At 61.9% G+C, this 23126-nt stretch carries 25 protein-coding genes and 1 riboswitch; of the genes, 11 read left to right on the top strand and 14 right to left on the bottom strand.

The genetic code is table 11. The annotated features are described in order from the left end of the window. Positions 1-103 precede the first annotated feature (103 nt). From CO655_RS18770 to CO655_RS18795, 6 genes are all read left to right on the top strand, one after another. Positions 104-1615, top strand: a complete 1512-nt coding sequence (locus tag CO655_RS18770; protein WP_097605154.1) for an ATP-binding protein — start codon at positions 104-106, stop codon at positions 1613-1615. A 225-nt stretch (positions 1616-1840) separates the two neighbouring features. After that, positions 1841-2458 (top strand): 30S ribosomal protein S4, encoded by a 618-nt coding sequence (rpsD, locus tag CO655_RS18775; protein ID WP_009994534.1) that lies wholly within the window; start codon positions 1841-1843, stop codon positions 2456-2458. 72 nt (positions 2459-2530) lie between these two features. Further along, a complete protein-coding gene (locus CO655_RS18780; RefSeq protein ID WP_097665874.1) occupies positions 2531-3460 on the top strand; it encodes a glutaminase in 930 nt (309 codons plus the stop codon). Between the two features lie 59 nt (positions 3461-3519). Continuing rightward, positions 3520-4389, top strand: a complete 870-nt coding sequence (gene ttcA, locus CO655_RS18785) for a tRNA 2-thiocytidine(32) synthetase TtcA (protein ID WP_010031380.1) — start codon at positions 3520-3522, stop codon at positions 4387-4389. 48 nt (positions 4390-4437) lie between these two features. Beyond that, positions 4438-5265 carry an inositol monophosphatase family protein gene (locus CO655_RS18790; RefSeq protein ID WP_097665876.1) on the top strand — a complete coding sequence of 276 codons (828 nt, stop codon included), beginning with the start codon at positions 4438-4440 and terminating at the stop codon, positions 5263-5265. A 28-nt stretch (positions 5266-5293) separates the two neighbouring features. Further along, positions 5294-6118: an inositol monophosphatase family protein gene (locus CO655_RS18795; protein ID WP_097665878.1), complete on the top strand. Its 825-nt coding sequence runs from the start codon at positions 5294-5296 to the stop codon at positions 6116-6118. 96 nt (positions 6119-6214) lie between these two features. Here CO655_RS18795 and CO655_RS18800 read toward each other — a convergent pair whose 3' ends face one another. The 5 genes from CO655_RS18800 to CO655_RS18820 form a co-directional block, all read right to left on the bottom strand. Beyond that, positions 6215-6691 (bottom strand): GNAT family N-acetyltransferase, encoded by a 477-nt coding sequence (locus CO655_RS18800; RefSeq protein ID WP_097665959.1) that lies wholly within the window; start codon positions 6689-6691, stop codon positions 6215-6217. 37 nt (positions 6692-6728) lie between these two features. Continuing rightward, complete coding sequence (locus CO655_RS18805; protein ID WP_097665880.1) at positions 6729-8009, bottom strand: multidrug effflux MFS transporter; 1281 nt, start codon at positions 8007-8009, stop codon at positions 6729-6731. A gap of 35 nt (positions 8010-8044) precedes the next feature. Continuing rightward, complete coding sequence (locus tag CO655_RS18810; RefSeq protein WP_097605428.1) at positions 8045-9250, bottom strand: multidrug effflux MFS transporter; 1206 nt, start codon at positions 9248-9250, stop codon at positions 8045-8047. A gap of 137 nt (positions 9251-9387) precedes the next feature. Next, complete coding sequence (gene grxD, locus CO655_RS18815) at positions 9388-9723, bottom strand: Grx4 family monothiol glutaredoxin (protein ID WP_009994514.1); 336 nt, start codon at positions 9721-9723, stop codon at positions 9388-9390. 234 nt (positions 9724-9957) lie between these two features. Further along, positions 9958-10188: a hypothetical protein gene (locus tag CO655_RS18820; RefSeq protein WP_097665882.1), complete on the bottom strand. Its 231-nt coding sequence runs from the start codon at positions 10186-10188 to the stop codon at positions 9958-9960. Positions 10189-10353: 165 nt separating this feature from the next. Here CO655_RS18820 and CO655_RS18825 point away from each other — a divergent pair, with 165 nt between their 5' ends. From CO655_RS18825 to CO655_RS18840, 4 genes are all read left to right on the top strand, one after another. After that, positions 10354-11559 carry a hypothetical protein gene (locus CO655_RS18825; RefSeq protein WP_097665884.1) on the top strand — a complete coding sequence of 402 codons (1206 nt, stop codon included), beginning with the start codon at positions 10354-10356 and terminating at the stop codon, positions 11557-11559. Positions 11560-11633: 74 nt separating this feature from the next. Then, positions 11634-11993: riboswitch (cobalamin riboswitch) on the top strand. A 179-nt stretch (positions 11994-12172) separates the two neighbouring features. Further along, positions 12173-13189, top strand: a complete 1017-nt coding sequence (locus CO655_RS18830; RefSeq protein WP_097665885.1) for an ABC transporter substrate-binding protein — start codon at positions 12173-12175, stop codon at positions 13187-13189. A 5-nt stretch (positions 13190-13194) separates the two neighbouring features. After that, a complete protein-coding gene (locus CO655_RS18835; protein WP_176539276.1) occupies positions 13195-14226 on the top strand; it encodes an iron ABC transporter permease in 1032 nt (343 codons plus the stop codon). After that, positions 14223-14987 carry an ABC transporter ATP-binding protein gene (locus tag CO655_RS18840; RefSeq protein WP_097665889.1) on the top strand — a complete coding sequence of 255 codons (765 nt, stop codon included), beginning with the start codon at positions 14223-14225 and terminating at the stop codon, positions 14985-14987. The genes CO655_RS18835 and CO655_RS18840 overlap by 4 nt, the downstream gene beginning before the upstream one ends. A 33-nt stretch (positions 14988-15020) precedes the next feature. Here CO655_RS18840 and CO655_RS18845 read toward each other — a convergent pair whose 3' ends face one another. The 4 genes from CO655_RS18845 to CO655_RS18860 all read right to left on the bottom strand — a co-directional run bounded on the left by CO655_RS18845 (position 15021) and on the right by CO655_RS18860 (position 19796). Further along, complete coding sequence (locus CO655_RS18845) at positions 15021-15254, bottom strand: BolA family transcriptional regulator (RefSeq protein ID WP_003540079.1); 234 nt, start codon at positions 15252-15254, stop codon at positions 15021-15023. Positions 15255-15273: 19 nt separating this feature from the next. After that, positions 15274-17505: a phosphoribosylformylglycinamidine synthase subunit PurL gene (purL, locus tag CO655_RS18850; RefSeq protein ID WP_097583936.1), complete on the bottom strand. Its 2232-nt coding sequence runs from the start codon at positions 17503-17505 to the stop codon at positions 15274-15276. Between the two features lie 171 nt (positions 17506-17676). Beyond that, positions 17677-18255, bottom strand: a complete 579-nt coding sequence (locus CO655_RS18855; RefSeq protein WP_097605143.1) for an acyloxyacyl hydrolase — start codon at positions 18253-18255, stop codon at positions 17677-17679. A 122-nt stretch (positions 18256-18377) separates the two neighbouring features. After that, positions 18378-19796, bottom strand: a complete 1419-nt coding sequence (locus CO655_RS18860; RefSeq protein ID WP_097605142.1) for a PLP-dependent aminotransferase family protein — start codon at positions 19794-19796, stop codon at positions 18378-18380. Between the two features lie 80 nt (positions 19797-19876). Between CO655_RS18860 and CO655_RS18865 the strand changes: the two genes are divergently transcribed. Then, positions 19877-20134, top strand: coding sequence for a DUF1127 domain-containing protein (locus tag CO655_RS18865; RefSeq protein WP_010029229.1), 258 nt, complete (start codon positions 19877-19879; stop codon positions 20132-20134). 24 nt (positions 20135-20158) lie between these two features. Here CO655_RS18865 and CO655_RS18870 read toward each other — a convergent pair whose 3' ends face one another. The 5 genes from CO655_RS18870 to purC all read right to left on the bottom strand — a co-directional run bounded on the left by CO655_RS18870 (position 20159) and on the right by purC (position 22930). After that, positions 20159-20557 carry a hypothetical protein gene (locus tag CO655_RS18870; RefSeq protein ID WP_097605141.1) on the bottom strand — a complete coding sequence of 133 codons (399 nt, stop codon included), beginning with the start codon at positions 20555-20557 and terminating at the stop codon, positions 20159-20161. A gap of 83 nt (positions 20558-20640) precedes the next feature. Beyond that, complete coding sequence (purQ, locus tag CO655_RS18875; protein WP_097665891.1) at positions 20641-21312, bottom strand: phosphoribosylformylglycinamidine synthase subunit PurQ; 672 nt, start codon at positions 21310-21312, stop codon at positions 20641-20643. Beyond that, a complete protein-coding gene (locus CO655_RS18880) occupies positions 21309-21863 on the bottom strand; it encodes an RNA 2'-phosphotransferase (RefSeq protein ID WP_097605139.1) in 555 nt (184 codons plus the stop codon). The genes purQ and CO655_RS18880 overlap by 4 nt, the downstream gene beginning before the upstream one ends. A 41-nt stretch (positions 21864-21904) precedes the next feature. After that, positions 21905-22150 carry a phosphoribosylformylglycinamidine synthase subunit PurS gene (gene purS, locus CO655_RS18885; RefSeq protein ID WP_038689209.1) on the bottom strand — a complete coding sequence of 82 codons (246 nt, stop codon included), beginning with the start codon at positions 22148-22150 and terminating at the stop codon, positions 21905-21907. Between the two features lie 15 nt (positions 22151-22165). Then, a complete protein-coding gene (gene purC, locus CO655_RS18890; protein ID WP_004676256.1) occupies positions 22166-22930 on the bottom strand; it encodes a phosphoribosylaminoimidazolesuccinocarboxamide synthase in 765 nt (254 codons plus the stop codon). Positions 22931-23126: the final 196 nt, after the last annotated feature.

Raw genomic sequence — 23126 nt, forward strand, 5'->3', positions numbered from 1 at the left:
AATCCGGCCCTGAAAATCAGCAGATTCTTTGATAGACGGGGCGTTGCCGTTTCGGAAGAATGGCGCTTCGTTCATGTGAGTCTTTTCGTCGCGAGGATCGGCATTGCAGGTTGGTATCGATATGGGATTGGCGTCCGGCAGCCCGGCGACGCTCGATATCGAGGAGCTGCTGGCGACCCGCCTGCTCGTGCAGGGCAATTCCGGATCGGGAAAGTCACATCTGTTGCGCCGTTTGCTCGAGCAATCCGCGCAATGGGTGCAGCAGGTCATCATCGATCCCGAAGGTGATTTCGTCACCCTCAGCGACAGGTTCGGCCATATCGTCGTCGATGGCGAGCGCACCGAGGCGGAGCTGGCGGGCATCGCCAACCGTATCCGCCAGCATCGCGTTTCCTGCGTGCTGACGTTGGAAGGCCTCGATATCGAGCAGCAGATGCGCGCCGCCGCCGCCTTCCTCAACGGCATGTTCGATGCCGATCGTGAATACTGGTATCCCGTTCTCGTCGTCGTCGACGAGGCGCAGATGTTCGCACCCTCCGTCGGCGGCGACGTCTCGGAAGATGCGCGCAAGATGTCGCTCGGCGCCATGACCAACCTGATGTGTCGCGGCCGCAAGCGCGGGCTTGCCGGCGTGATCGCCACGCAGCGGCTTGCCAAACTCGCCAAGAACGTCGCGGCCGAGGCCTCGAACTTCCTGATGGGCCGCACCTTCCTCGATATCGACATGGCGCGCGCCGCCGACCTGCTCGGCATGGACCGCCGCCAGGCCGAGATGTTCCGCGATCTGAAACGCGGCAATTTCGTCGCTCTCGGCCCGGCGCTGTCGCGCCGGCCGCTGCCGATCCAGATCGGCGCGGTGGAAACATCGGCGCGCTCCTCCAGCCCGAAGCTGATGCCGCTGCCGGATGCGCCGCAGGATGTCGAGGACCTGATCTTCACGCCCGATCCGGAGGAATTCCAGCGTCCGCCCGTGCGCCGCGCGCCGCCGGCGCCGCGGCCGACCACCGACATTTTGGCTGAACTTTCGCGCTCGACGCCGGCGGCGTCGCCTGCGCCCGTCGAGGCGAGGGCGAGCCAGGTGGAAATCTCCGCCGAGGAACGCGAAGAGCGCCTCGCCGGCGTGCTTGCCGAAATACTCGACGATCCCACCTCCGCCTTCCGCACCGATTCCGTGCTCTACCAGGATTTTCTCGTGCGCCTGCGCATGCGCCGCGTACCGGGACCGCCGATCGCATTGCCGGATTTCCGCCGGCGCGTGGCCATCTCCCGTTCCGGCGTTGATGCGGCGACAGCCTTGAGCGATGAATGGGCGACGGCCTTGTCGCTGTCTGCGGGTGTCACCGACGATCTGCAGGGCGTCTTTCTGATGCTCGCCAAGGCCGCCGTCTGCGGCGAACCGTGCCCGTCAGACGCGCGCATCGCCCGCGCCTACGGCACCCATTCGGCGCGGCGCGCCCGCCGTCTGCTCGGTTATTTCGAGGAGCAGGGGATTGTCGTCGTGCACACTGACTTTTCCGGCAAACGTATCGTGGCCTTCCCCGACATGAATTGCCAGACCGCACCCGGTGATGCGAACGCACCTGATACCGGCGATCAGCCGTTGGCTGCGGAATAGTGGCGCTTTCGGGCTTTGGCGCAGTTGACATTTTCATGACGGGCCTCTAAAGACCGCGCCAAGCACCGGGCAGCAATGTCCGGTGTTTCATTTGACATGTCCCGTGGATCGTTTCTGTTCGCGTAACCGAAACATCCTGTCAGGTCTCGGAAGAGGTCAGAGGAGGGCGTGTTTCCTTCGTGCGGTTTGGCAACAAACCGCCATAAACCTTTGAAAGGAAATACGATGAGCAAGCGCGAATCGTCCAAGTACAAAATTGACCGCCGTATGGGCGAAAACATCTGGGGCCGTCCAAAGTCCCCGGTGAACCGCCGCGAATACGGCCCGGGCCAGCACGGCCAGCGCCGCAAGGGCAAGCTTTCGGACTTCGGTGTGCAGCTGCGCGCCAAGCAGAAGCTCAAGGGCTATTATGGTGACCTGCGCGAAAAGCAATTCCGCGCGATCTTCGCCGAAGCCTCCCGCCGCAAGGGTGACACTTCCGAAAACCTGATCGGCCTTCTGGAATCGCGCCTCGACGCGATCGTCTATCGCGCCAAGTTCGTTCCGACGGTCTTTGCTGCCCGTCAGTTCGTCAACCATGGCCACGTCACCGTCAACGGCGTTCGCGTCAACATCGGTTCTTATCGCTGCAAGGCCGGCGATGTCATCGAAGTTCGCGAGAAGTCGAAGCAGCTGGTGACCGTTCTGGAAGCCGTCAGCCTCGCCGAGCGTGATGTTCCCGACTATATCGAAGTCGATCACAACAAGATGGTCGCCACGTATGGTCGCGTTCCGACGCTCAGCGACGTTCCGTTCCCCGTCGTCATGGAACCGCATCTGGTCGTCGAATTCTATTCGCGTTAAGAAGAACCAGGCGTTTTCGCTTATGGAAAAGCCGCTCTTTCGGGCGGCTTTTTTGTTATCCGGAGAGAAGCGATGGCGGATTTGCAGGCGACCCTCGACAGCATCTACACCGATATTCTGCCGCGGGTCGGCGAGGGTAAGGTCGCCGACTATATTCCCGAGCTCGCCAAGGTCGATCCACGGCAGTTCGGCATGGCGATCGTCACTGTCGACGGCAAGGTCTATCGTATCGGCGATGCCGACATCGCCTTCTCGATCCAGAGCATTTCCAAGGTCTTCATGCTGACCTTGGCGCTCGGCAAGGTCGGCGAAGGTCTATGGAAGCGCGTCGGGCGCGAACCGTCCGGATCGGCTTTCAACTCGATCGTCCAGCTCGAGCACGAGGGCGGCATCCCGCGCAATCCCTTCATCAATGCCGGTGCGATTGCCGTTTCCGACGTCGTCATGGCCGGGCATGCGCCGCGCGAGGCGATCGGCGAATTGCTGCGCTTCGTGCGTTATCTTGCCGATGACGAATCGATCACCATCGACGACAAGGTGGCGCGCTCGGAAACGCAGACGGGGTACCGCAATGTCGCGCTCGCCAACTTCATGCGCGCCTACCGCAATCTCGACCACCCCGTTGACCACGTGCTCGGCGTCTATTTCCATCAATGCGCGCTGTCGATGAGCTGCGAGCAGCTGGCCCGCGCCGGGCTGTTCCTGGCAGCGCGCGGCAGCAATCCGATGACCGGTCATTCGGTGGTCTCACCGAAGCGGGCGCGGCGCATCAATGCGCTGATGCTGACCTGCGGCCATTACGACGGCTCGGGCGACTTCGCCTATCATGTCGGCCTGCCCGGCAAGAGCGGCGTCGGCGGCGGCATCTTCGCGGTGGCGCCCGGCGTTGCCTCGATCGCAGTCTGGTCGCCCGGGCTGAACAAGGTCGGCAATTCGCAGCTCGGCGCCGTGGCGCTGGAGATGCTGGCGGCGCGCACCGGCTGGTCGGTGTTCGGCGATTGAGACTGTGTGGGCGAAGGTCTTTCTGCTAAGGCAAGATGAAGCTTCGATGGAACCAAGCAATGAATATCGCAGCCAACATTGACGATCTGGAAACCGGTGAAGCCGATAGCGGTATCGGCCATGCACTGTTTGCCGATGCGCCGCGCTCGGTCTCTTTCAACAAGCTGCGCAAGCGGCTGCTGAGGCAAGTGCGCCAGGCCTTCGACGATTTCGATATGCTGAAGGGGCAGAAGCGCTGGCTGGTCGGCCTTTCCGGCGGCAAGGATTCCTACGGGCTGCTGGCGCTGCTGCTTGATCTCAAATGGCGCGGACTATTGCCGGTGGAGCTCATCGCCTGCAATCTCGACCAGGGGCAGCCGAATTTTCCCAAGCATGTGCTGCCGGATTATCTGACGAGGATCGGCGTCCGGCACCGGATTGAGTATCGGGACACGTATTCGATCGTGAAGGAGAAGGTGCCGGAAGGGGCGACCTACTGCTCGCTCTGTTCGCGGTTGCGGCGCGGGAATCTCTACCGTATCGCCCGGGAAGAGGGCTGCGATGCGTTGGTGCTCGGCCACCACCGCGAGGACATTCTCGAAACCTTCTTCATGAATTTCTTCCACGGCGGACGGCTTGCCTCCATGCCGGCGAAGCTTCTGAACGACGAGGGCGATCTGATGGTGCTGCGGCCGCTTGCCTACGCCGCCGAGGACGACCTCGCAAAGTTCGCAGCCGCCATGCAGTTTCCGATCATCCCCTGCGATCTCTGCGGCTCGCAGGACGGGCTGCAGCGCAATGCGATGAAGGACATGCTCGCCGATATCGAACGGCGGATGCCGGGGCGCAAGGACACGATGCTGCGGGCGCTTGCGCATGTGAATCCCTCCCATCTGCTCGATCCGAAGCTCTTCGACTTTTCCGGCTTGACAGTCACCGACCCTTCGTGAAAGGCCGGCTGCGGGAGGCTGGTCGTTGCATGAAGGACATGATTTCGCATGAGCATTTCAGATAAGGATATTCTGTTTCTTGGCGATAGCGTCAGGGAGGCGGCACGCGCCGAAATCATGCCGCGTTTTCGCAATCTCGGCACTGCCGACGTTTCGGAAAAGACCTCGGCAATCGACCTGGTGACGGAGGCGGACGTGCACGCCGAACACAGGATCACCGCGGCGCTGAAAGAGCGTTTTCCGGCAGCACTCGTTGTCGGCGAGGAAGCCTATGACGCCGATCGGTCCGTCGTTCCGGCCCTTGCCGACGCCGAGCTCGCCTTCGTCGTCGATCCTGTCGATGGCACCTTCAATTTCGCCGCCGGGCTTCCCGTCTTCGGGACGATGCTGGCGGTCACCGTCAGGGGCGAGACGGTCGCCGGCATCATTCATGATCCTGTCCTCGGCGATACGGTGACGGCGATCAAGGGAGCCGGCGCCTTCCTGACGCGACAGGACGGCCAATCGAGCCGGCTCAAGGTGGCGGAGCCCGCCGCCCTGAACCAGATGGTCGGCGGCATTTCATGGGGCCATATGGACGACCCGGATCGCTCGCGCATCTGCTCCAATCTGGCGAAGATCAGGATGACCTTCGCTTTCAACTGCTCGGCCTACGAATATTGGATGGTCGCCTCCGGCAAGCTGCATTTCATCGGCCATGCGAAGCTGATGCCCTGGGATCACCTGGCCGGCGTGCTCGCGCATCAGGAGGCCGGCGGCCATACGGCGAAATTCGACGGCACCCCCTATCGCCCCGGCGAGACGACGGGCGGTATTATCTCAGCACCCGACAGGGACAGCTGGCAGCTGATCCGCCGCGAGATCATCGGCATCTGATTTGACACGCTTCTCGAAAGGATTTGACATGACTGCGACTGTCGACGTGACCGCTCTTGCCGATCTCTTGCGCCGGGCGGCGAAGGCGGAGATTCTGCCGCGCTTCCGGCGGCTTGGCCGGGATGATGTGCGCGCCAAGAGCGAGGCGACCGATCTCGTCACAGAGGCCGACGAGCAGGCCGAGCGGATGATCAAGGCGGAAGCCGAACGGCTCTGGCCGGCCGCCCTGTTCGTCGGCGAAGAATCGGTCGCGGCCGAGCCGGCACTGCTCGGCAGGCTCGCCGATGCCGATCTCGCCATTGTTGTCGATCCGGTCGACGGCACGTTCAATTTCGCCGCCGGCATCCCGGCCTTCGGCGTCATGGCGTCGGTCGTTTCCGGCGGCGAGACGATTGCCGGCATCATCTACGATCCGATGGGCGACGATTGGGTGATGGCGGAAAAGGGAAGCGGCGCCTGGCTGCGGCGGCCGGATGGCGAAGCGCGGCGGCTGCGCGCGGCCGAGCCTGTCGCGCTCGACCAGATGGTCGGCATGGCCTCCACCGGCTACCTGCCGCAGGAGAAGCGGGCTGAGATCCTCGGCAATCTCGCCAAGGTGCGCTTTCTCACCAACTACCGCTGCGCGGCCCATGAATACCGCACCCTTGCGGGCGGCCATGTGCATTACCTCATGTACAACAAGCTGATGCCCTGGGATCATCTCGCCGGCACGCTCATTTCCCAGGAGGCCGGCGCCCATGCCGCCCGTTTCGACGGTTCTTCCTACCTGCCACACCATCTCGACGGCGGGCTGCTGATTGCCCCCGACAAGGCCTCATGGGAGGTTCTGCGCCGTGAGGTGGTTACTGTTTGAACGCATGAAAATCGGCCGCAGAGCGCTGATTTTGCGGCCGTATCTGCGACGGGATTGCCGAGTTCATTCGGATAAGGTGTATCGGCGGCTTGCGCCCTATTCCGTGTAAAGCTTTTCCATGCGGAAATTTTCCAGCCTTTGCCCGCGTTTTTCGACGGTTTGCCGGCTCACCACGCGGAAACCCTTGCGTTCGAAAAACGGTCGAGCGGTTCGGCTCGCCTCGGTATAAATTCGCGTGAATCCGAGGTTCAACGCTTCCTTCTCGACCCTGCTCAACAGGCGGCTTGCGATACCCAGCCCCTGAAATTCAGGGTGCACGAACATCATGTCCAGGCATCCGTCTCTGGTCAGGTCGGAAAACCCCACCAGCACTCCATCGATTTCCGCGATCCAGCCAGGCCTGCTTATCCGGCGCTGCGCCCATAGGCTGCAATCTTCCACCTTCGCCCAAGCCTCGATCTGAGCGGGCAAATAGTCTTTCGATGAAACCTCCCGAATGGCGCGCAGAAAAATCTCGATCGTCGCGTCCGAATCGCTTGGCGCGTAAGGCCTGATCAGAATTCGGTCGTCCATCGGAATGCCTTTCGCGCTGACGCCAATGATTTCGATGTCAGAAGTGCGCCGCACCCGGATCGAGCTGCGGGCTGTCTCCGGGATGAGTGAAGAGCTTGCCGTTCTCGGCCCAGAGGGTGGCTGCGATCGTCACCAGGCCGAAGAGTGCGAAGCCGCCGAAGAGAGGCTGCACCGTGCCGTTGAACATCTGGCCGACCAGGCCGCCGAGGATGGCGCCTGCCGTCGTCGAGACGAAGCCGGTGATGGCGGTTGCCGTCCCGGCGAGGTTGCCCATCGGCTCAAGGCTGATGGCGGTGAAATTGGTGGCGATCACGGCAAACATCATCAGCACGATGGTGAAGATGCCGTAGGAGGTGGCGAAATCCGCCTTTCCGGCAAGTGCAATGAGAAAGCCTGCTGCCGACAGCGCCGTGAAGATCAGCAGCGCGGCATGCGAAATGCGGCGCATGCCGAATTTGCGGACGAAGAAGCCGTTGGCGAAATTCGCCACTGCAATGCCGCCGGCGGTCGCCGCAAAGGCGATCGGCAGCCAGTCGCCGAGGCCGTAAACTTCGCCGAAGACCTGCTGCACCGAGATCACGTAGGCGCTGATGACGCCGGTGAACATGGTGAGGCCGATCATATAGCCCGAGGTAATGCGGTTCGTGAGCACGGTCTTGAAGCCGTCCGTGACCGAGTTGACCGACAGCGGCAGGCGTTCTTCCGGCGGCAGCGATTCCTTCAGCCGCAGAAGTGCCCAGACGAAGAGGATGGTGGCGACGGCGCCGAGCAGGATGAAGATCCAATGCCAGTTGGCATAAAGGATGATGAGCTGGCCCACCGAGGGTGCGACGATCGGCACGATCATGAAGACGATCATGACATAGGACATGACGCGGGCCATTTCGCGGCCGCCGAAGCAGTCGCGGACGATGGCCATGGTGGTGATGCGCACGGCCGCGCCGCCGACGCCCTGAACGAAGCGCATGAGGAGCAGCATTTCGAAGCTGCCGGTGGCGGCAGCGGCAAACATGCCGACCACATAGCAGGCGAGGCCGCCGAGCAGGATGTTGCGGCGGCCGAAGGTGTCGGAAAGGCTGCCGAAGAATATCTGCGAAACGCCGAAGCCGAGAAAGAAGACGCCGATGATGAGCTGGGCGTCGTTGGTGCTGGTGACGCCGAGGGAGCGGCCGATATTGGGTAAGGCCGGCAGCATGCTGTCGATCGCCATGGCGATGCTGGCCGTCATGATCGCAATGGTGACGACGAATTCAGCGAAGCCCATGCCGATGCGGCGGGAGCCTTGGTTTTCCTGGTGCAGTTTATGTGGCGGCGTCATGTGGTGAAATCCTGGATGCGGACGAGGTCGGCCTTTCAAACGGCCGGATTGTGCTGCTGGAACAGGCGGCCCTTCTCGGCAATCAGCACGAAGACCAACCCGGCGATCGAGACAGCGAAATAACCGGCGACCATCGGCAGCGCCGTGCCGTCGAAGGCCTGGCCGATGCCGGCGCCGATGATGGCGCCGCCGACCGTGCTCATGAAGCCGAGCACGGAGGAGGCGGTGCCGGCCACATGGCCGAGAGGCTCCATGGCAAGCGAGTTGAAGTTCGAGCCGATCCAGCCGAACTGAAACATGGCCAGACCGAAGAAGGTGATGAACAAGGCGAAGGGCATCGGCTCGGAACTCGCCATTTGGACGATCAGCCAGATGGTGTTGATGGCGATGAAGCCGATCAGCGAGCCGTGCGACAGGCGACGCATGCCGAGCTTGCCGACGAAGCGCGAGTTGAAGAAGGACGACAGCGACATGAAGATCGCCACGCCGGCGAAGGCGACGGGGAAATAGACGCCGAGACCGTAAATGCCGACATAGACCTGCTGGGCGGAATTGATGAAGCCGAACAGCGCGCCGAAGATGAACGTGCTGGCGATCGTGTAGCAGAGCGCCACGCGATTGGTCAGCACCAGCTTGAAGGCGCCGAAGATCGAGCGGGCGGTGAAGGGGCGGACATTCTGCGGATGCAGGGTTTCCGGCAGGCGGATGTAGGCCCAGACGGCGATACCGGTCGCCATGGCGGCAATGAAGAGGAAGATCAGGTGCCAGTTGCCGAAGAACATGACGACTTGGCCGGCGCCGGGCGCGATCACCGGCACGATCATGAAGACCATCATGATCAGCGACATGACCTCGGCCATCTGCCGGCCGCCATAGATATCGCGGACAATGGAGACGGTGATGACGCGGGTTGCGGCCGAACCAACGCCCTGCAGGAAGCGCAGGGCGAGCAACCCCGCAAAAGAGGGGACGAAAACGATACTGATGGCGGACAGGATGTAGATGACGAGACCGATCAACAGCGGCGTGCGGCGGCCGAAACGGTCGGAGAGCGGTCCGTAGAACAGCTGAGCGCAGCCGAAACCGAGCAGATAGGTGGAGACGACGAATTGTCGATGATTTTCGCTCTCGACGCCGAGGCTCGCTCCAATCTGCTGCAGCGCCGGCAGCATGATGTCGATCGCCAAAGAGTTAACGGCCATCAGGAAGGCGGCAAGCGCGATGAATTCACGCTTGCCCATGGGCAGGCGGCCCGCGGACACGGCTTGTGATGAATCTGTCACAATGAAATTCCCATAAACAGGTCAAGGCGCTGCTGGCTGCAGCGCCTCGAACTCGAGAAACAGATTTGGAAACCGGGCGGACGTCCGGTGACCGGTCAGGCGGCGCCGCGAACGGTGACGCCGTTTTCCTGGAGATGCTGTTGCAGCTCACCGGCCTGGAACATTTCCCGGACGATGTCGCAGCCGCCGATGAACTCGCCCTTTACGTAAAGCTGCGGGATCGTCGGCCAGTTGGAATAATCCTTGATGCCCTGGCGGATCTCCGAATCGGCGAGCACGTTGATGCCCTTGTAGTCGACGCCGATGTAATCGAGAATCTGCACGACCTGGCCGGAGAAACCGCACTGCGGAAACTGCGGCGTGCCCTTCATGAAGAGGACGACGTCGTTGCTCTTGATTTCGTTGTCGATGAATTCGTGAATGCCGCTCATGGGACCTGATCCTTTCAACGGGCGGGTTAAAGGCCCACCGTTTCAATCGTTGTCCTTAGATAGCATGTGACAGCAGGAATTCCAGACGCCTAAACCAAAAAAAGACCAATCTGGTCAGACCACTTCGGCGATGTTGCTATCACGTTACGGTTGTCGGGCCAGATGGGCCTGCATCCGGTCAATTTCGACGTCGCCGAGGGGCCGGGTTCAGCGGTCGGATAATTGCGTCATGTCTCAGCTGCGGCGCTGGCGGCTGCGACCGGCGGCGGTGCGTCGCTTGCTGACCTGTTTGCGGGCGGGTTTGCGCTTGGCGGAGGTCGTCTTTCGGGCGGCAGCCGTTGTCGCAGCGGGGCGCGTCTTGCGCCTCCTGCGCTTCGTCGTGACGCGGCCGGTGGTTTTCTTCAGGATTTCCTTCAGCACGCTGTCGACGACGCCAGAGATCAATTCTTTGACAAGATCGGCCACAAAACCCCTCCGTTCACGGTGGAATCGACATGGCTGCTATTGAATTCCTGATGACTTCGGTTAGCAAGACGCCTTCGAGACCATACCTGCTTTTTCGCCGAGATCGGCGCCACAGCAGCCGGATCGCACGAACATGCCGGCCATTCGCCCGGCCGAAAGAGCGGAATGAGATTGATAAAAAAGCGGATCGTCCTGCATTTTCCGGGCTTCGAGCCGCTTGACGGCGTTGCCCACCGGGCGCGCTACGAGCGCTCAGCCAGGCAGAGTTCCGCCGTTTGGGGGTATTCGCTCGAGGTCGGGACTCCGGACGGCGGCAGCGATCCCCTCAGTTTCGAGGTGACGACCAGCGGCGCGGCGCTTGGGGCGCCCGGGGCAGCCGGGGCGACGCCCGGGGAAGAGCCTGCTCCTGTCATTTGGCAGACGAAGAGCCGGATCCACATGGTCGATCACGACATGTTCGTGCGCAGGCTGCGCAGCGGCAATACGCTGAGCCAGATTGTTGCGGGTTTTCGCAGCTGCGCCCAGATCATGCTCGAAGGCGGCATGCGGGGCTATTTCCGTCATGCCTGGCGCTTCGGCCTGTTCTTCCTCTTTCCGTTCCTGCTGACGGCGCTGGCAATCGCGCTGACGGCGCAGATCGCCGTCGCGCCCTATAGTCTCGGCTTTTCGCCCTGGCACATGCTCTGGAGCGGGCCGCTGGCGCTCTGCTTCTTCATCTTCGCCTTCCTGCCGTTTTCCGAACGCTTCCACACGCTGCATCTCTTTGCCGATTGGCAAATGGCCGTCGCGCTCGGCCGCATGCACCGGGCCGATTTCAATGACTGGCTGGAAGAGCGAGCTGACGCCGTGCGCAAGGCGCTTGATGAGGAGGCGGATGAATATGTGATCTCCTCGCACAGCATGGGATCGAACGTGGCCGCCCATGTCATCGGCATACTGCTGGAAAGGGAGCCGGAGATCTTCAAGGGCAAACGCGTGGTGTTTGCTTCGCTCGGCAGCGCTATTCTGCAATGTGCGCTGCTGTCATCGGCAAGCCTGCTGCGCGCCCGCGTCGGGCTGATCGCCCGCTGTCCGGAGATTTCGTGGGTCGATGTGCAGTGCCTGACGGATTCGATCAATTTCTACAAGGTGCCGGTTGTCGCCGTCTCCGGCAACGCGGACGCGCCCCCGGCGAAGATGCTCCTGATCCGCGTCAAGCAGATGCTGACGCGCGAACATTACCGCAAGATCCGCAAGGATCAGCTGCGCGTCCATCGACAATATGTGCTGGGGCCGGATTTGAAGGCGTCCTTCGACTTCACGCTGCTGACATCGGGGCCGATGCCGGCCCTGGTCTTTACCAATCCTGATGAAAAGAGAATTCCCGGCTGAAGGCTGCCTTTTTGGCAAAGGCTCCCGCGCAGAGCCCGATGCGTCAGCTTGTTCTTGACGCGATACGTCGAGCCGGCGTAACTGGGCGCGACGGTTTCCCGCGGATGACTCCAAGGGGATTAATAGGGAACACGGTGAGGACGACCCAATAGGGATCAAGACCGTGGCTGCCCCCGCAACTGTAAGCGGTTTGCCGACCATCCCAGGGTGATCGGTTTTGCCGACCATCCCAGGGTGATCGGTTTTGCCGATCATCCCAGGGTGATCGCTTTTGCCGATCATTCCAGGGTGATCGCTTTTGCCGATCATCCCGAGATGAGCGCTGTAGCTCATCTCTTGGGGCCCATGGCCATGCCACTGCGAGTTTCGCGGGAAGGCAGATGATCGGCGCATATCCGCAAGCCAGGAGACCTGCCGTCAATCACGATCCAATCAACCGGGCGGGGATGCCTGGAAAGGAACAGACATGATTGACCTGAACCTTCGCCGAACTCCGGCACGAATCCGTCTCGATTGGGTTTTTCACCGCTAGTCTCCGTTTGACCGTGCCTTATCCCGCGCAGCCGCGCGGGGCACGGCGAGGCTAGAATTTTCCTCCTTATCGAGATTTTCCATGCGCCAGTTTCTCATGAGCATGACGTTTGCCTTCGGACTGACCGGCCTTGCAGCGCCGGGTCTTGCTGCCACTCAATATCCATTGACCATCACCAATTGCGGCCAGCAGGTGACCTTCGAAAGGGCCCCGGCGAAGATCGTATCGATCGGCCAGGGCATGACCGAAGTACTGTTTTCCCTCGGACTGGCGGACAAGATCGCCGGAACCGCGGTCTGGGTGGGCCCGGTCCTGCCGCAATATGCCGAGGCCAACAGCCGGATCAGACGCCTTGCCGACAACGATCCAAGCTTCGAATCCGTCGTCGGCGCGGAGCCAGACCTGGTGGCGGCAGAATTCGAGTGGCATGTCGGTCCGCAGGGTTCCGTTGGCAAGCGCGAACAGTTTTCCGGACTCGGGATCAACACCTATATCGCGCCCGCCGACTGTGTGGCCAAGATCAATGCCGATGGCGGCGATGGCGTGCGCAAAGCGCTGTTCACGATGGACCTGATCTATCAGGAAATCGCCGAACTCTCCGACATCTTCGATATCAAGGACCGCGGCGACGCCCTGATCGCCGATCTCAAGAAGCGCGAGGCCGATGCGGTCGCCTCGATATCGGGCGCATCGGCAAAGAATCTGCCCATCGTCTTCTGGTTCTCCAGCAAAGAGGTGAACGGCGATGCCTTCATCGCCGGGAAGAACAGCGCCCCGGCCTATATTCTGAAGACGCTGGGTGCTGCGAATGTCGTGACGACGGAAGAGGAATGGCCACTGGTCGGCTGGGAGACGATCGCTCAGGCTGATCCCGCGGTCATCGTCATCGCTACCATGGATCGCCGGCGCTATGCGGCTGACGATCCGAAGGTGAAGCTCGATTTTCTGGAGAACGACCCTGTCACCCGCGAACTCGATGCCGTCAGGAACAAGCGCTTCGTGATGATGGACGCGCAATCGATGAACCCGACGATCCGCACGATCGACGGCATCGAGATACTGGCAAAGGGCATCCAGTCGTCGGGTCTCGCCCAGTGAACAAGATGCTCCTGAAACGGGATGGATGGTGGGCGCCCGTCGCGCTCACCGTTGCCGCCTTCGTCCTTCTGGGACTGATGATCAGCCTGGCCGTTTCGATCGGCGAAATATCGATCCCGCTTCAAACGACAGCCAAGGCCGTCTCGAATCGGCTTTTCGGTACCGGTTTCGAACTTAGCCGCATTCATCAGGGCATCGTCTGGGACTATCGCCTCAGCCGCGCGCTGGTCGCCGCCAGCGCCGGTGCGTCGCTCGCGCTCTGCGGCGCCGTCCTGCAGGCCCTGCTGCGCAATCCGCTGGCCGAGCCTTACGTTCTCGGCATCTCGGCAGGCGCCTCGACGGGTGCGGTCTGCGTGATGATCCTCGGTTTCGGTTATGGCGTGCTCAGCCTTTCGAGCGGCGCGTTCATCGGCGCGGTGGCGGCATTTCTGCTCGTCGGCGTTCTTGCCGCCGGCGCTGGCGGGACCGGCGAGCGCATCATTCTGTGCGGAATTGCCGGATCGCAGCTCTTCAACGCGCTGACCGCCTATATCGTCACGACATCGGCCAATGCGGAACAGGCGCGAGGTGTCATGTTTTGGCTGCTCGGCTCTCTCGGCGGCGTTCGCTGGCCGGATGTTTATCTCGCCCTGCCGGTTACCGTGATCGGCTTCCTCGTCTGCCTTGCCCATGTGCGAGCCCTCGACGCTTTCGCCTTCGGTACCGATGCTGCTGCATCCCTCGGCATTGCGGTGAGGCGCGTCCAGATCGTGCTGCTCGGCGCAACCGCGGTGATGACGGCGGCTGTCGTGAGCATGGTCGGCTCGATCGGCTTTGTCGGCCTCGTCATTCCGCATGCCGCGCGTTTCCTGGTCGGGCCTGCCCATAGCCGGCTGCTGCCGGCCACAGCGCTCGGCGGCGCCCTCTTCATGGTCGCTGCCGACGTCATCTCGCGGATCATCGTCCCGCAACAGATTCTGCCGATCGGCGTCGTCACCGCGCTGTTCGGCGCTCCGGCCTTCGCGGTCATTCTCTATGGCGCCAGGAGAACTGCATGAGCATCACAATCGACGAGGTCAGTTTCGCCGCAGGCGATACGCTTATCGTCAATGGCATCAGCCTTGCGGTCGAAAAGGGCAAGGTGCTGGGCCTGCTAGGGCCGAACGGCTCGGGGAAGTCGAGCCTGCTGCGGCTGATTTGCCGGCTGCGAAAGGTCCGCAGCGGCATTATCCGGCTCGGAGAGGACGATATCTCGGCGATATCGAGAGCCGAGCTCGCCCGCCGCATCGCTTTCGTCGAGCAGCAATCGACGACCGAGACGCGACTAACTGTCAGGGACGTCGTGCGTCTCGGCAGGACACCGCATCGCGGATTGCTGAATTCCTGGGCTGCTGACGACGATCTCCGCGTCGACGAGGCGCTTTCATGCGTCGATATGCGAGATCGTGCCGCGCAGCTCTGGCAGACGCTCTCAGGCGGCGAGCGCCAGCGCGTTCACATTGCACGAGCGCTTGCGCAGTCGCCGAGCGAACTTCTGCTGGACGAGCCGACCAATCACCTCGATATCCAGCATCAGCTGGACATTCTTTCCCTTGTCTCGAAGCTCGGCATTACCTGCATCATTGCCCTGCACGACCTCAATCTGGCGGCGATGTTCTGCGATAGGCTGGCCGTGCTCGAGAAGGGAGAGATCGTTGCCGCGGGAGCGGCCGAAACCGTGCTCACCGAGGGGCTGATCGGCCGCGTCTTCGGTGTCCGGGCGCATGTCGAAAGGTCTTCGATCCATGGCCGCGTCCACATCCAATATAGGATGGGATGAGCCGCAAGCCCATCATTCGAAGCGTCGCGGACCCTATTCCGGGGCCGAAGTCTGCAGGGCGAGCGCGTGCAACACGCCGCCCATATTGCCCTTCAGCGCTTCGTAGACCATCTGGTGCTGCTGCACGCGGCTCTTGCCGCGGAAGGCTTCGGCGACGACTTCGGCGGCGTAATGATCGCCGTCGCCCGCCAGATCGCGGATCGTCACCTTGGCACCGGGAATCCCAGCCTTGATCATGTCTTCGATATCGCCGGGTTTCATGGCCATGATCGTTACTCCTTGCGCATCATTCCGCGGCGAGTTCGCCGCGGCCTTCCATGAAATCAGGGAACCACGATTCATGGGTATCGCGCAATTGCTGAATCGGCAGCGCAATGAGATCGCCGACGACGAGCGCATCTCCGCCGACCGTGCCGAGGCGGCGGAAGGGAACGCCGGCGCCTTCCGCATTGACGCAGACGAAATCCGCCACATCGGCCGGCACCGCCAGCACATAACGCGCCTGATCCTCGCCGAAGAGCAGGGCATGCGGCGCACCCTTGCATTCGCCGAGATCGATCGTCAGCCCCTTGCCGGACGCCATGGCCATTTCAGCCAGCGCGACGGCAAGGCCGCCCGAGGAAATGTCGTGGCAGGCGGTTGCCTGGCCGTTGCGGATGACGGAGCGGACAAAATCGCCGTTGCGGCGCTCGGCGAAGAGATCCACCTCGGGGGCGGGACCTTCGCGGCTGTCGAGCACATCCCTGAGATAGACGGACTGGCCGAGATGGCTGCCGTCGAGGCCGATCATGATCACCTTGTCGCCGGCGTTGGCGCTGCCGATGCGAACCATCTTGCGCCAGTCCGGCAGCAGGCCGACGCCTGCAATCGTCGGGGTCGGCAGGATGGCGACGCCGTTGGTCTCATTGTAGAGCGAGACGTTGCCCGACACGATCGGGAAGTCGAGCGCGCGGCAGGCCTCGCCGATGCCCTTCACCGCCTGAACGAACTGGCCCATGATCTCCGGCTTTTCGGGATTGCCGAAGTTGAGATTGTCGGTCGCGGCGAGCGGTTCGGCGCCCGTCGCGGTGATGTTGCGCCAGCATTCGGCGACCGCCTGTTTGCCGCCTTCGAAGGGGTCGGCCTCGACATAACGTGGCGTCACGTCGGAGGAGAAGGCAAGCGCCTTGCTCTTATGGCCGTCGACGCGCACGACGCCGGCATCACCGCCCGGAAGCTGCAGCGAATTGCCCTGGATCAGCGTGTCATATTGCTCATAGACCCAGCGGCGGCTCGACTGGTTGGCCGAGCCGACGAGCTGCAGCAACGCCTGACCGTAATTCTTGGGTGCGGCGACGAGATTGGCGGGCAGGGGGGCAGGCTTACCGGATTCGCGCCAGGGGCGATCATATTCCGGCGCCTGGTCGCCGAGATCCTTGATCGGCAGATTGGCGACTTCTTCGCCCTGGTGCACGACGCGGAAGCGCAGGTCGTCGGTCGTCTTGCCGACGATGGCGAAATCGAGGCCCCATTTGACGAAGATCGCCTTGGCTTCATCTTCCTTCTCCGGCTGCAGCACCATGAGCATGCGCTCCTGGCTTTCCGACAGCATCATCTCATAGGCGGTCATCCGCTCTTCGCGCACCGGCACCTTGTCGAGCTCGAGCAGGATGCCGAGATCGCCCTTGGCGCCCATTTCGACGGCCGAGCAGGTGAGGCCGGCGGCACCCATGTCCTGGATGGCGATGACGGCGCCGGTCTGCATCAGTTCGAGGCAGGCTTCGAGCAGGCACTTTTCGGTGAAGGGATCGCCGACCTGAACGGTCGGGCGCTTTTCCTCGATCGATTCGTCGAATTCGGCCGAGGCCATCGTCGCGCCGCCGACGCCGTCGCGGCCGGTCTTGGCGCCGAGATAGACGACCGGAAGGCCGACGCCCTTGGCCTCGGACAGGAAGATGGCGTTGGATTTGGCAATGCCGGCGGCAAAGGCGTTGACGAGGATGTTGCCGTTGTAGCGGGCGTCGAACTCGACTTCACCGCCGACCGTCGGCACGCCGAAGGAATTGCCGTAGCCGCCGACGCCGGAGACGACGCCGGAAACGAGATGGCGGGTCTTGGGATGATCCGGTTCGCCGAAGCGCAGCGCGTTCATCGCCGCAATCGGCCGCGCGCCCATGGTGAAGACGTCGCGCAGAATGCCGCCGACGCCGGTCGCAGCCCCCTGGTAAGGCTCGATATAGGAGGGGTGGTTGTGGCTCTCCATCTTGAAGACGACGCAATCGCCGTCATCGATATCGACCACGCCGGCATTTTCGCCGGGCCCCTGGATGACGCGCGGCCCTTTGGTCGGCAGCGTGCGCAGCCATTTCTTCGAGGATTTGTAGGAGCAATGCTCGTTCCACATGGCCGAGAAGATGCCGAGCTCGGTGAAAGTCGGTTCGCGGCCGATCAGATCCAGGATGCGCTGATACTCGTCCGGTTTCAGGCCATGGCCCGCGATGAGTTCCGGCGTGATCGGGATGGTGTTTGGAATGGTCATGAGCGGAAGGTCCCTGGCGCGTTTTGCGCTGTCTTTAGCTTATGTAGCGGCGGCGCGCGACAGAAAAAAGCCCGCCGTCAACACAGTGAACTGACTCCCGAAAGTTGGACACCCAACTTCGGGAGCAGTTCACAGGGGCGGGCAGGCTTTTTTCGTAAAAGCGGCAATTGCTCAGAACTTGTAGCCGATCTGGATGCCGGCGCGCGTCATGCCGTCGTTCGGGCCGTCGCAGAGATTGGCATGCGAGGAGTGGGCGATCTGGGCCATAACGTTCCAATGCGGGGTGAAACGGTAGCCGGCACCGGCATACTCGTGAAAGAGGACGCGGCAGCCGAGTTCCGGGCCGTCATCATTGTCGTCCAGGTCGCCGGTATGGATGACGCCGCCGAAGCCGGCTTCGGCAAAGAGCTTGTCGTTGAAATCGACCGTCCAGGTGAAGCCGGTGAAGAATTGGGTGGCTTCACCCGCGGTGCCGATCGAGGTGCCGAGATGGACACGAGGACGCAGCAACTGTTGCTGCCAGCCAACGGCCTCCTCGTATCCGAAAGGGTCGAAGAGAGCGGTAATTTCCGGGAAGACGCCGTCTTCCCTGGAATGGCCCGATTGCACCGAGGCAGAAACCCCGAAACGCAACTCATCGAATATCTGCTCGCCGGCATCTGCCGAACCCGCCATCGAAGTGCCGGCTACAACAGCCACTGATGCAAGCGCCAAGAAGTGCTGCGCGATCCGCCCGAACTCGACCCTCATCTGCTGTCCTTTGATTCGCACCAAGCGTAGACAACAAAGAGGTAGCATGGGGGCGGGAGCGGTAAAGCGCTCTCGTCAGGCGTGTGCGTTTTTTCGGAATTATGGCGTGTATTTGCAACAGGTCATATTTCGCCATCATAGGCAGAGCCGCCATTTTCCAAGAGCCGGCGCAGGATCATCAGTCCGGAGATCAGCTCCTGCCCGGTCTTCGGCGAGGAGAAACCGACGCGAACGCGATGATAGGATTTGTCCCCGCGTGCCGCCTTGAACTCGTCCTCGTCATCGACGAGCACGCCGTCCCGGAAGGCGGCGTTCTTGAAGGTGCCCGACATCCATGGCTCCGGCAATTTCAGCCAGAGGAAGGGCGCATGCAGGTGCGATGCGAACTCGAAGCCCTGCAATTGCTCGCGGGCGATCCGGACACGCCGCGAGAGTTCCTCGACGCTCTGTTTGCGAATCTCATGCGCCATGCCGCTTTCGACGAGGCGGGCGCAGGTCTCCGCCAGGATGAAGGGCAGGCCACCGGTGATCATCCGGTGCGTTACCCTGATACGCTGGGCGAAATGCGGCGGGCATGCGACCCAGCCGCCACGGACGCCGGCGGCGACCGATTTCGACAGGCCGCTGACGAGAAAGGTGCGATCGGGTGCAAGCGAGGCGATCAGCGGCGTATCATCGCCAGCCATGCCGCCATAGAGGTCGTCCTCGATCAGCCAGACGCCGTGTTTTCTGGCGATTGCCGCAATTGCCGCGCGACGCTCATAGGGCATGATCGTCACAGTCGGATTGTGAACGGTCGGCATCAGGAAGGCGAGCTTCGGATGCTGCTGCTGGCAGAGCCGTTCGAAATCGTCGGGAATCACGCCTTGGTCGTCGAAATCGACGGTGACCGTGCGACGGCCGAGAAGCCGGGCGCTGCGGCTGACCTGCGTGTAGCTGAGATTTTCGAAGACGATCTTGTCTCCTGGCGCCGAGACGGCGGCGATGACCGATATCGCCGCGGCATGGGCTCCGAGCGTCGGCACGATGTTTTCGGCCTCCGGCGTCCAGCCGCTGCGGGCAAGCCAGCGGCGGCCGGCTTCGAACCAGTTCTGCGGAAAGCTTCGGGAATAGGAGGAGATTTCGGAGAGATGCTGCTCGCCGATTTCGGCGAGAATGCCCGCTATGACCTTGCCCTGACCAAGATCGGGGGCGGCGGTGGTGTCGAAACGGATCTTGTTGGCGGGCGCATCCTGTAGGCGGGTGCCGCCGAGCGAGATCGTCAGCGGATCGCTCTGTTCGCCGGGCGCCGATTCGGAACGGTTCAGCACATAGGTGCCGCGCCCGACTTCGCCGGCAACGAGACCGCGTTCGTGCACCAGCGCATAGGCACGGCCGATCGTGCCGATCGTCACGCCGATATCATAGGCGAGGTTGCGCTGCGGCGGCAATTTGCTGCCGGCGGGCAGGGCGCCGCTCGATATCGCGGATTCGATGCTGTCGGCAAGGCGGAGATAGACCGGTCCTGAGCCGCGGGAAAGATCGGGAAGCCAATTTGTCATGGTGACAATTCCTATATTGTCACATTGTCACTGTCAAGTTTAAGAGTCAATTCCAACGGACAACCGAAAGGATTCCCGGAATGTCTGCCTTGCCTGAGATCAAAATGCCAATTGTACCGATTGTCTCTTATGAGGACAGGAGGCAGATCATTGTCCCCGACGCGCCCGCCGAGGCGACGACGCGTTTGAGGCGGATCTGGGCCGCAATTCTTTTGTGGCAACAGAAGCGGGAAGGCCGGCGCGCGCTGAGGACTCTGACGGCGAGCCAGCTCAAAGATATCGGAGTGTCGCAGTCCGAGGCGGCACGCGAGGTCGGCAAGTCGTTTTTCTGGGATTGATCCCGCGGAAATGGATCGCCGCGGTCAGCTGCAGCCCTTGTTGCCGCCGGACCAGCGGTTGACGTCGGCAGCAATGCGGCCGGCGACCGGCTCCTGCATCATCGGACCGAAAGCCTGAAGACGCGCCGGGCTGCCCTCGGCCTGCACCACCAGCAGCGGCCGGCTTTCCGGGCTGCCCTTGTGGACGAGCAGGATGCGTGGGCGGCCGGAGAAGGAGTTGAGCTCGGGTGCGAGCTTATAGGCTGCAAAGGCCGGATCCTTCGACTTGAACCAGCACGCATTGGCGCCGAGCGCCACGCGTTCCATGGTCGGCAGGGCAGCGCGGTTCGGACCCGCTGCCGGAGCTGGCGATTGGCAGCCGGCGACAGCAGCTGCAAGAGCGGTCAGCAAGGCGGCGTTTGCGACGGAGAGGCGAGGGCGCATGATCGGCTCCAGTGATCCGGATGAAGGTCTTTCGCATGCCATTGCCCGCAGAGGCCTGCGGGCGGCATGCATTGAGGACGGGCTCAGGCGGCGATAACGTCGAGCGCCGAGGCGAAGAGGCCGCGGCCGTCCGAACCGCCATGGGCGGCTTCGATCAGGTTTTCTGGATGCGGCATCATGCCGAGCACGTTGCCCTTCTCGTTCATGACCGCGGCGATATCGTTCAGCGAGCCGTTGGGATTGGTGTCTTCGGCATAACGGAAGACCACCTGGCCATTGCCTTCGATCTTCGCCAGCGTGGCTTCGTCGGCAAAATAATTGCCGTCATGATGGGCAACGGGGCAGCGGATGACCTGACCTTGTGCGTAGGCGCGGGTGAAATCCGTCTCGGCATTGACCACTTCGAGCTTGATCTCGCGGCAGACGAATTTCAGCGAGGCATTGCGCATCAGCGCGCCGGGCAGCAGGCCGGCTTCGACGAGGATCTGGAAGCCGTTGCAGACGCCGAGCACTTTCACGCCCTTTGCAGCCTTGTCGATGATCGCCTGCATGACCGGCATGCGGGCGGCGATCGCGCCGCAACGCAGGTAGTCGCCATAGGAGAAGCCGCCGGGAATGACGATCAGGTCGACATCCGGGATTTCGGCTTCCGTCTGCCAGATCGTCACCGGCGGCTTGCCGGAAATTTTCGTCAGGGCGGCAATCATATCGCGGTCACGGTTGAGGCCCGGAAGTTGAACGACGGCTGATTTCATGGGGTCCCCGCGGCTGGCGAAAGATATTGAACTGGAACGCTTTCGGCGAGCCATACTCCATTGTCGGAGACAAAGAAAGAATGGCCTTCTGAAAACATGCGGGCCGCATCCACACGCAGGATGAGATATTCACCGATGCGGCGCGTTGCGACGATTTTCGCGGTTTCGACATCCGCCGACAGATGAACGTGATGGCGCTGCATCTTCTTCAAGCCTTCGCGCCCGATCGAATGCCAGTTGGCCGAAGACGTGCCGTGATAAAGAGCCGCTGGCGGTTCCACCGGGGTCAATGCGAGATCGACGTCGACGCTATGACCCTGATTGGCGCGAATTCTGTTGTCGGCGAGCGTGAAGCGCTTCTTTGGATTATTCTCGATGATCGCGATAATCTCGGCGCGGGAGACATCGTATTTCGACGTCAAAGCCTTTTCGAGCTCGTCGAACGACACCCAGCCCTCGCCATCAAGCGTCAAGCCGGCGGTATCGGGCGCATGGCGCAGGACATAGCTCATATATTTCGAGACTTCCGTCTCCAGCTGTGCCTTCGTCATGACGCCAAACCCTCAAAATCTGCCGGAAGGCAGGTCTGTGATCATCCGTCGATCGCGATCGCGTAGTTCTCGATTACCGTATTGGCGAGCAGTTTTTCGCACATCGCCTTGAGGTCGGCCTCGGCCTTCGCCTTGTCGGCGCCCTCGAGCTCCAGGTCGAAGACCTTGCCCTGTCTGATATGGCCGACGCCCGAGAAGCCGAGGGCGCCGAGCGCGCCTTCGATGGCCTTGCCCTGCGGGTCGAGAACGCCGTTTTTCAGCGTGACGGTGACACGAGCCTTGATCACTTTGTCTATCCTGCCTTACTTGACGAGAACCGGGCCGGTGCCGCGCACAGGCTCGTTTTCATTGATGATGCCGAGACGGCGTGCGACTTCGGAATAGGCTTCGAGCAAGCCGCCGAGATCGCGACGGAAGCGGTCCTTGTCCATCTTCTCGCGGGTTTCGATATCCCAGAGCCGGCAGCTGTCCGGCGAGATTTCGTCGGCGAGGATGATGCGCATCATATCGCCTTCGAAGAGGCGGCCGCATTCGATCTTGAAATCGACGAGCTGGATGCCGACGCCGAGGAACAGACCGGTCATGAAATCGTTGACGCGGATGGCAAGCGCCATGATGTCGTCGAGCTCGGCCGGATTGGCCCAGCCGAAAGCGGTGATGTGCTCTTCGGAGACCATCGGATCATCGAGCGCATCCGACTTGTAGTAGAACTCGATGATCGAGCGCGGCAGGACGACGCCTTCCTCGATGCCGAGGCGCTTGGCAAGCGAACCGGCGGCGACATTGCGCACGACGATCTCCAGCGGGATCATTTCCACTTCCTTGATCAACTGCTCGCGCATGTTGAGCCGGCGGATGAAATGAGTGGGGATGCCGATCTTGTTCAGATGGCTGAAGATATATTCGGAAATCCGGTTGTTGAGGACGCCCTTGCCGTCGATGACTTCATGTTTCTTCTTGTTGAAGGCGGTGGCATCGTCCTTGAAAAACTGGATCAAGGTGCCCGGTTCCGGACCCTCATACAGAATCTTTGCCTTGCCCTCGTAGATACGGCGGCGACGGTTCATCGTGGTCATTCTCTGTTGTTGGCGCTCTTGGGATAGCGCGAGTGGATCGATCTCGTGGCGTCCCCTTAAAGGAAAAGAGTGGGTTTCACAATCCGCCTGTCGCTCCTTCCCTCTTTTCGGGATTTCTGGACCCGGTTTCCGGATTTTACGGAATACCGCCAGGGGAATCGAATGGATTCCCAAGACGAGTTTAGCG

Source organism: Rhizobium sp. M1 (genome assembly GCF_002531805.1).
In the GTDB taxonomy this organism is placed as follows: Bacteria; Pseudomonadota; Alphaproteobacteria; order Rhizobiales; family Rhizobiaceae; genus Rhizobium; species Rhizobium etli_C.

Coding starts and splice junctions, on each gene's coding strand:
- rpsD (WP_009994534.1), top strand. CDS start 1,841: ATGAGCAAGCGCGAATCGTCCAAGTACAAAATTGACCGCCGTATGGGC.
- CO655_RS18780 (WP_097665874.1), top strand. CDS start 2,531: ATGGCGGATTTGCAGGCGACCCTCGACAGCATCTACACCGATATTCTG.
- ttcA (WP_010031380.1), top strand. CDS start 3,520: ATGAATATCGCAGCCAACATTGACGATCTGGAAACCGGTGAAGCCGAT.
- CO655_RS18790 (WP_097665876.1), top strand. CDS start 4,438: ATGAGCATTTCAGATAAGGATATTCTGTTTCTTGGCGATAGCGTCAGG.
- CO655_RS18795 (WP_097665878.1), top strand. CDS start 5,294: ATGACTGCGACTGTCGACGTGACCGCTCTTGCCGATCTCTTGCGCCGG.
- CO655_RS18800 (WP_097665959.1), bottom strand. CDS start 6,691: ATGGACGACCGAATTCTGATCAGGCCTTACGCGCCAAGCGATTCGGAC.
- CO655_RS18805 (WP_097665880.1), bottom strand. CDS start 8,009: ATGACGCCGCCACATAAACTGCACCAGGAAAACCAAGGCTCCCGCCGC.
- CO655_RS18810 (WP_097605428.1), bottom strand. CDS start 9,250: ATGGGCAAGCGTGAATTCATCGCGCTTGCCGCCTTCCTGATGGCCGTT.
- grxD (WP_009994514.1), bottom strand. CDS start 9,723: ATGAGCGGCATTCACGAATTCATCGACAACGAAATCAAGAGCAACGAC.
- CO655_RS18825 (WP_097665884.1), top strand. CDS start 10,354: ATGAGATTGATAAAAAAGCGGATCGTCCTGCATTTTCCGGGCTTCGAG.
- CO655_RS18830 (WP_097665885.1), top strand. CDS start 12,173: ATGCGCCAGTTTCTCATGAGCATGACGTTTGCCTTCGGACTGACCGGC.
- CO655_RS18835 (WP_176539276.1), top strand. CDS start 13,195: ATGCTCCTGAAACGGGATGGATGGTGGGCGCCCGTCGCGCTCACCGTT.
- CO655_RS18840 (WP_097665889.1), top strand. CDS start 14,223: ATGAGCATCACAATCGACGAGGTCAGTTTCGCCGCAGGCGATACGCTT.
- CO655_RS18845 (WP_003540079.1), bottom strand. CDS start 15,254: ATGGCCATGAAACCCGGCGATATCGAAGACATGATCAAGGCTGGGATT.
- purL (WP_097583936.1), bottom strand. CDS start 17,505: ATGACCATTCCAAACACCATCCCGATCACGCCGGAACTCATCGCGGGC.
- CO655_RS18855 (WP_097605143.1), bottom strand. CDS start 18,255: ATGAGGGTCGAGTTCGGGCGGATCGCGCAGCACTTCTTGGCGCTTGCA.
- CO655_RS18860 (WP_097605142.1), bottom strand. CDS start 19,796: ATGACAAATTGGCTTCCCGATCTTTCCCGCGGCTCAGGACCGGTCTAT.
- CO655_RS18865 (WP_010029229.1), top strand. CDS start 19,877: ATGTCTGCCTTGCCTGAGATCAAAATGCCAATTGTACCGATTGTCTCT.
- CO655_RS18870 (WP_097605141.1), bottom strand. CDS start 20,557: ATGCGCCCTCGCCTCTCCGTCGCAAACGCCGCCTTGCTGACCGCTCTT.
- purQ (WP_097665891.1), bottom strand. CDS start 21,312: ATGAAATCAGCCGTCGTTCAACTTCCGGGCCTCAACCGTGACCGCGAT.
- CO655_RS18880 (WP_097605139.1), bottom strand. CDS start 21,863: ATGACGAAGGCACAGCTGGAGACGGAAGTCTCGAAATATATGAGCTAT.
- purC (WP_004676256.1), bottom strand. CDS start 22,930: ATGAACCGTCGCCGCCGTATCTACGAGGGCAAGGCAAAGATTCTGTAT.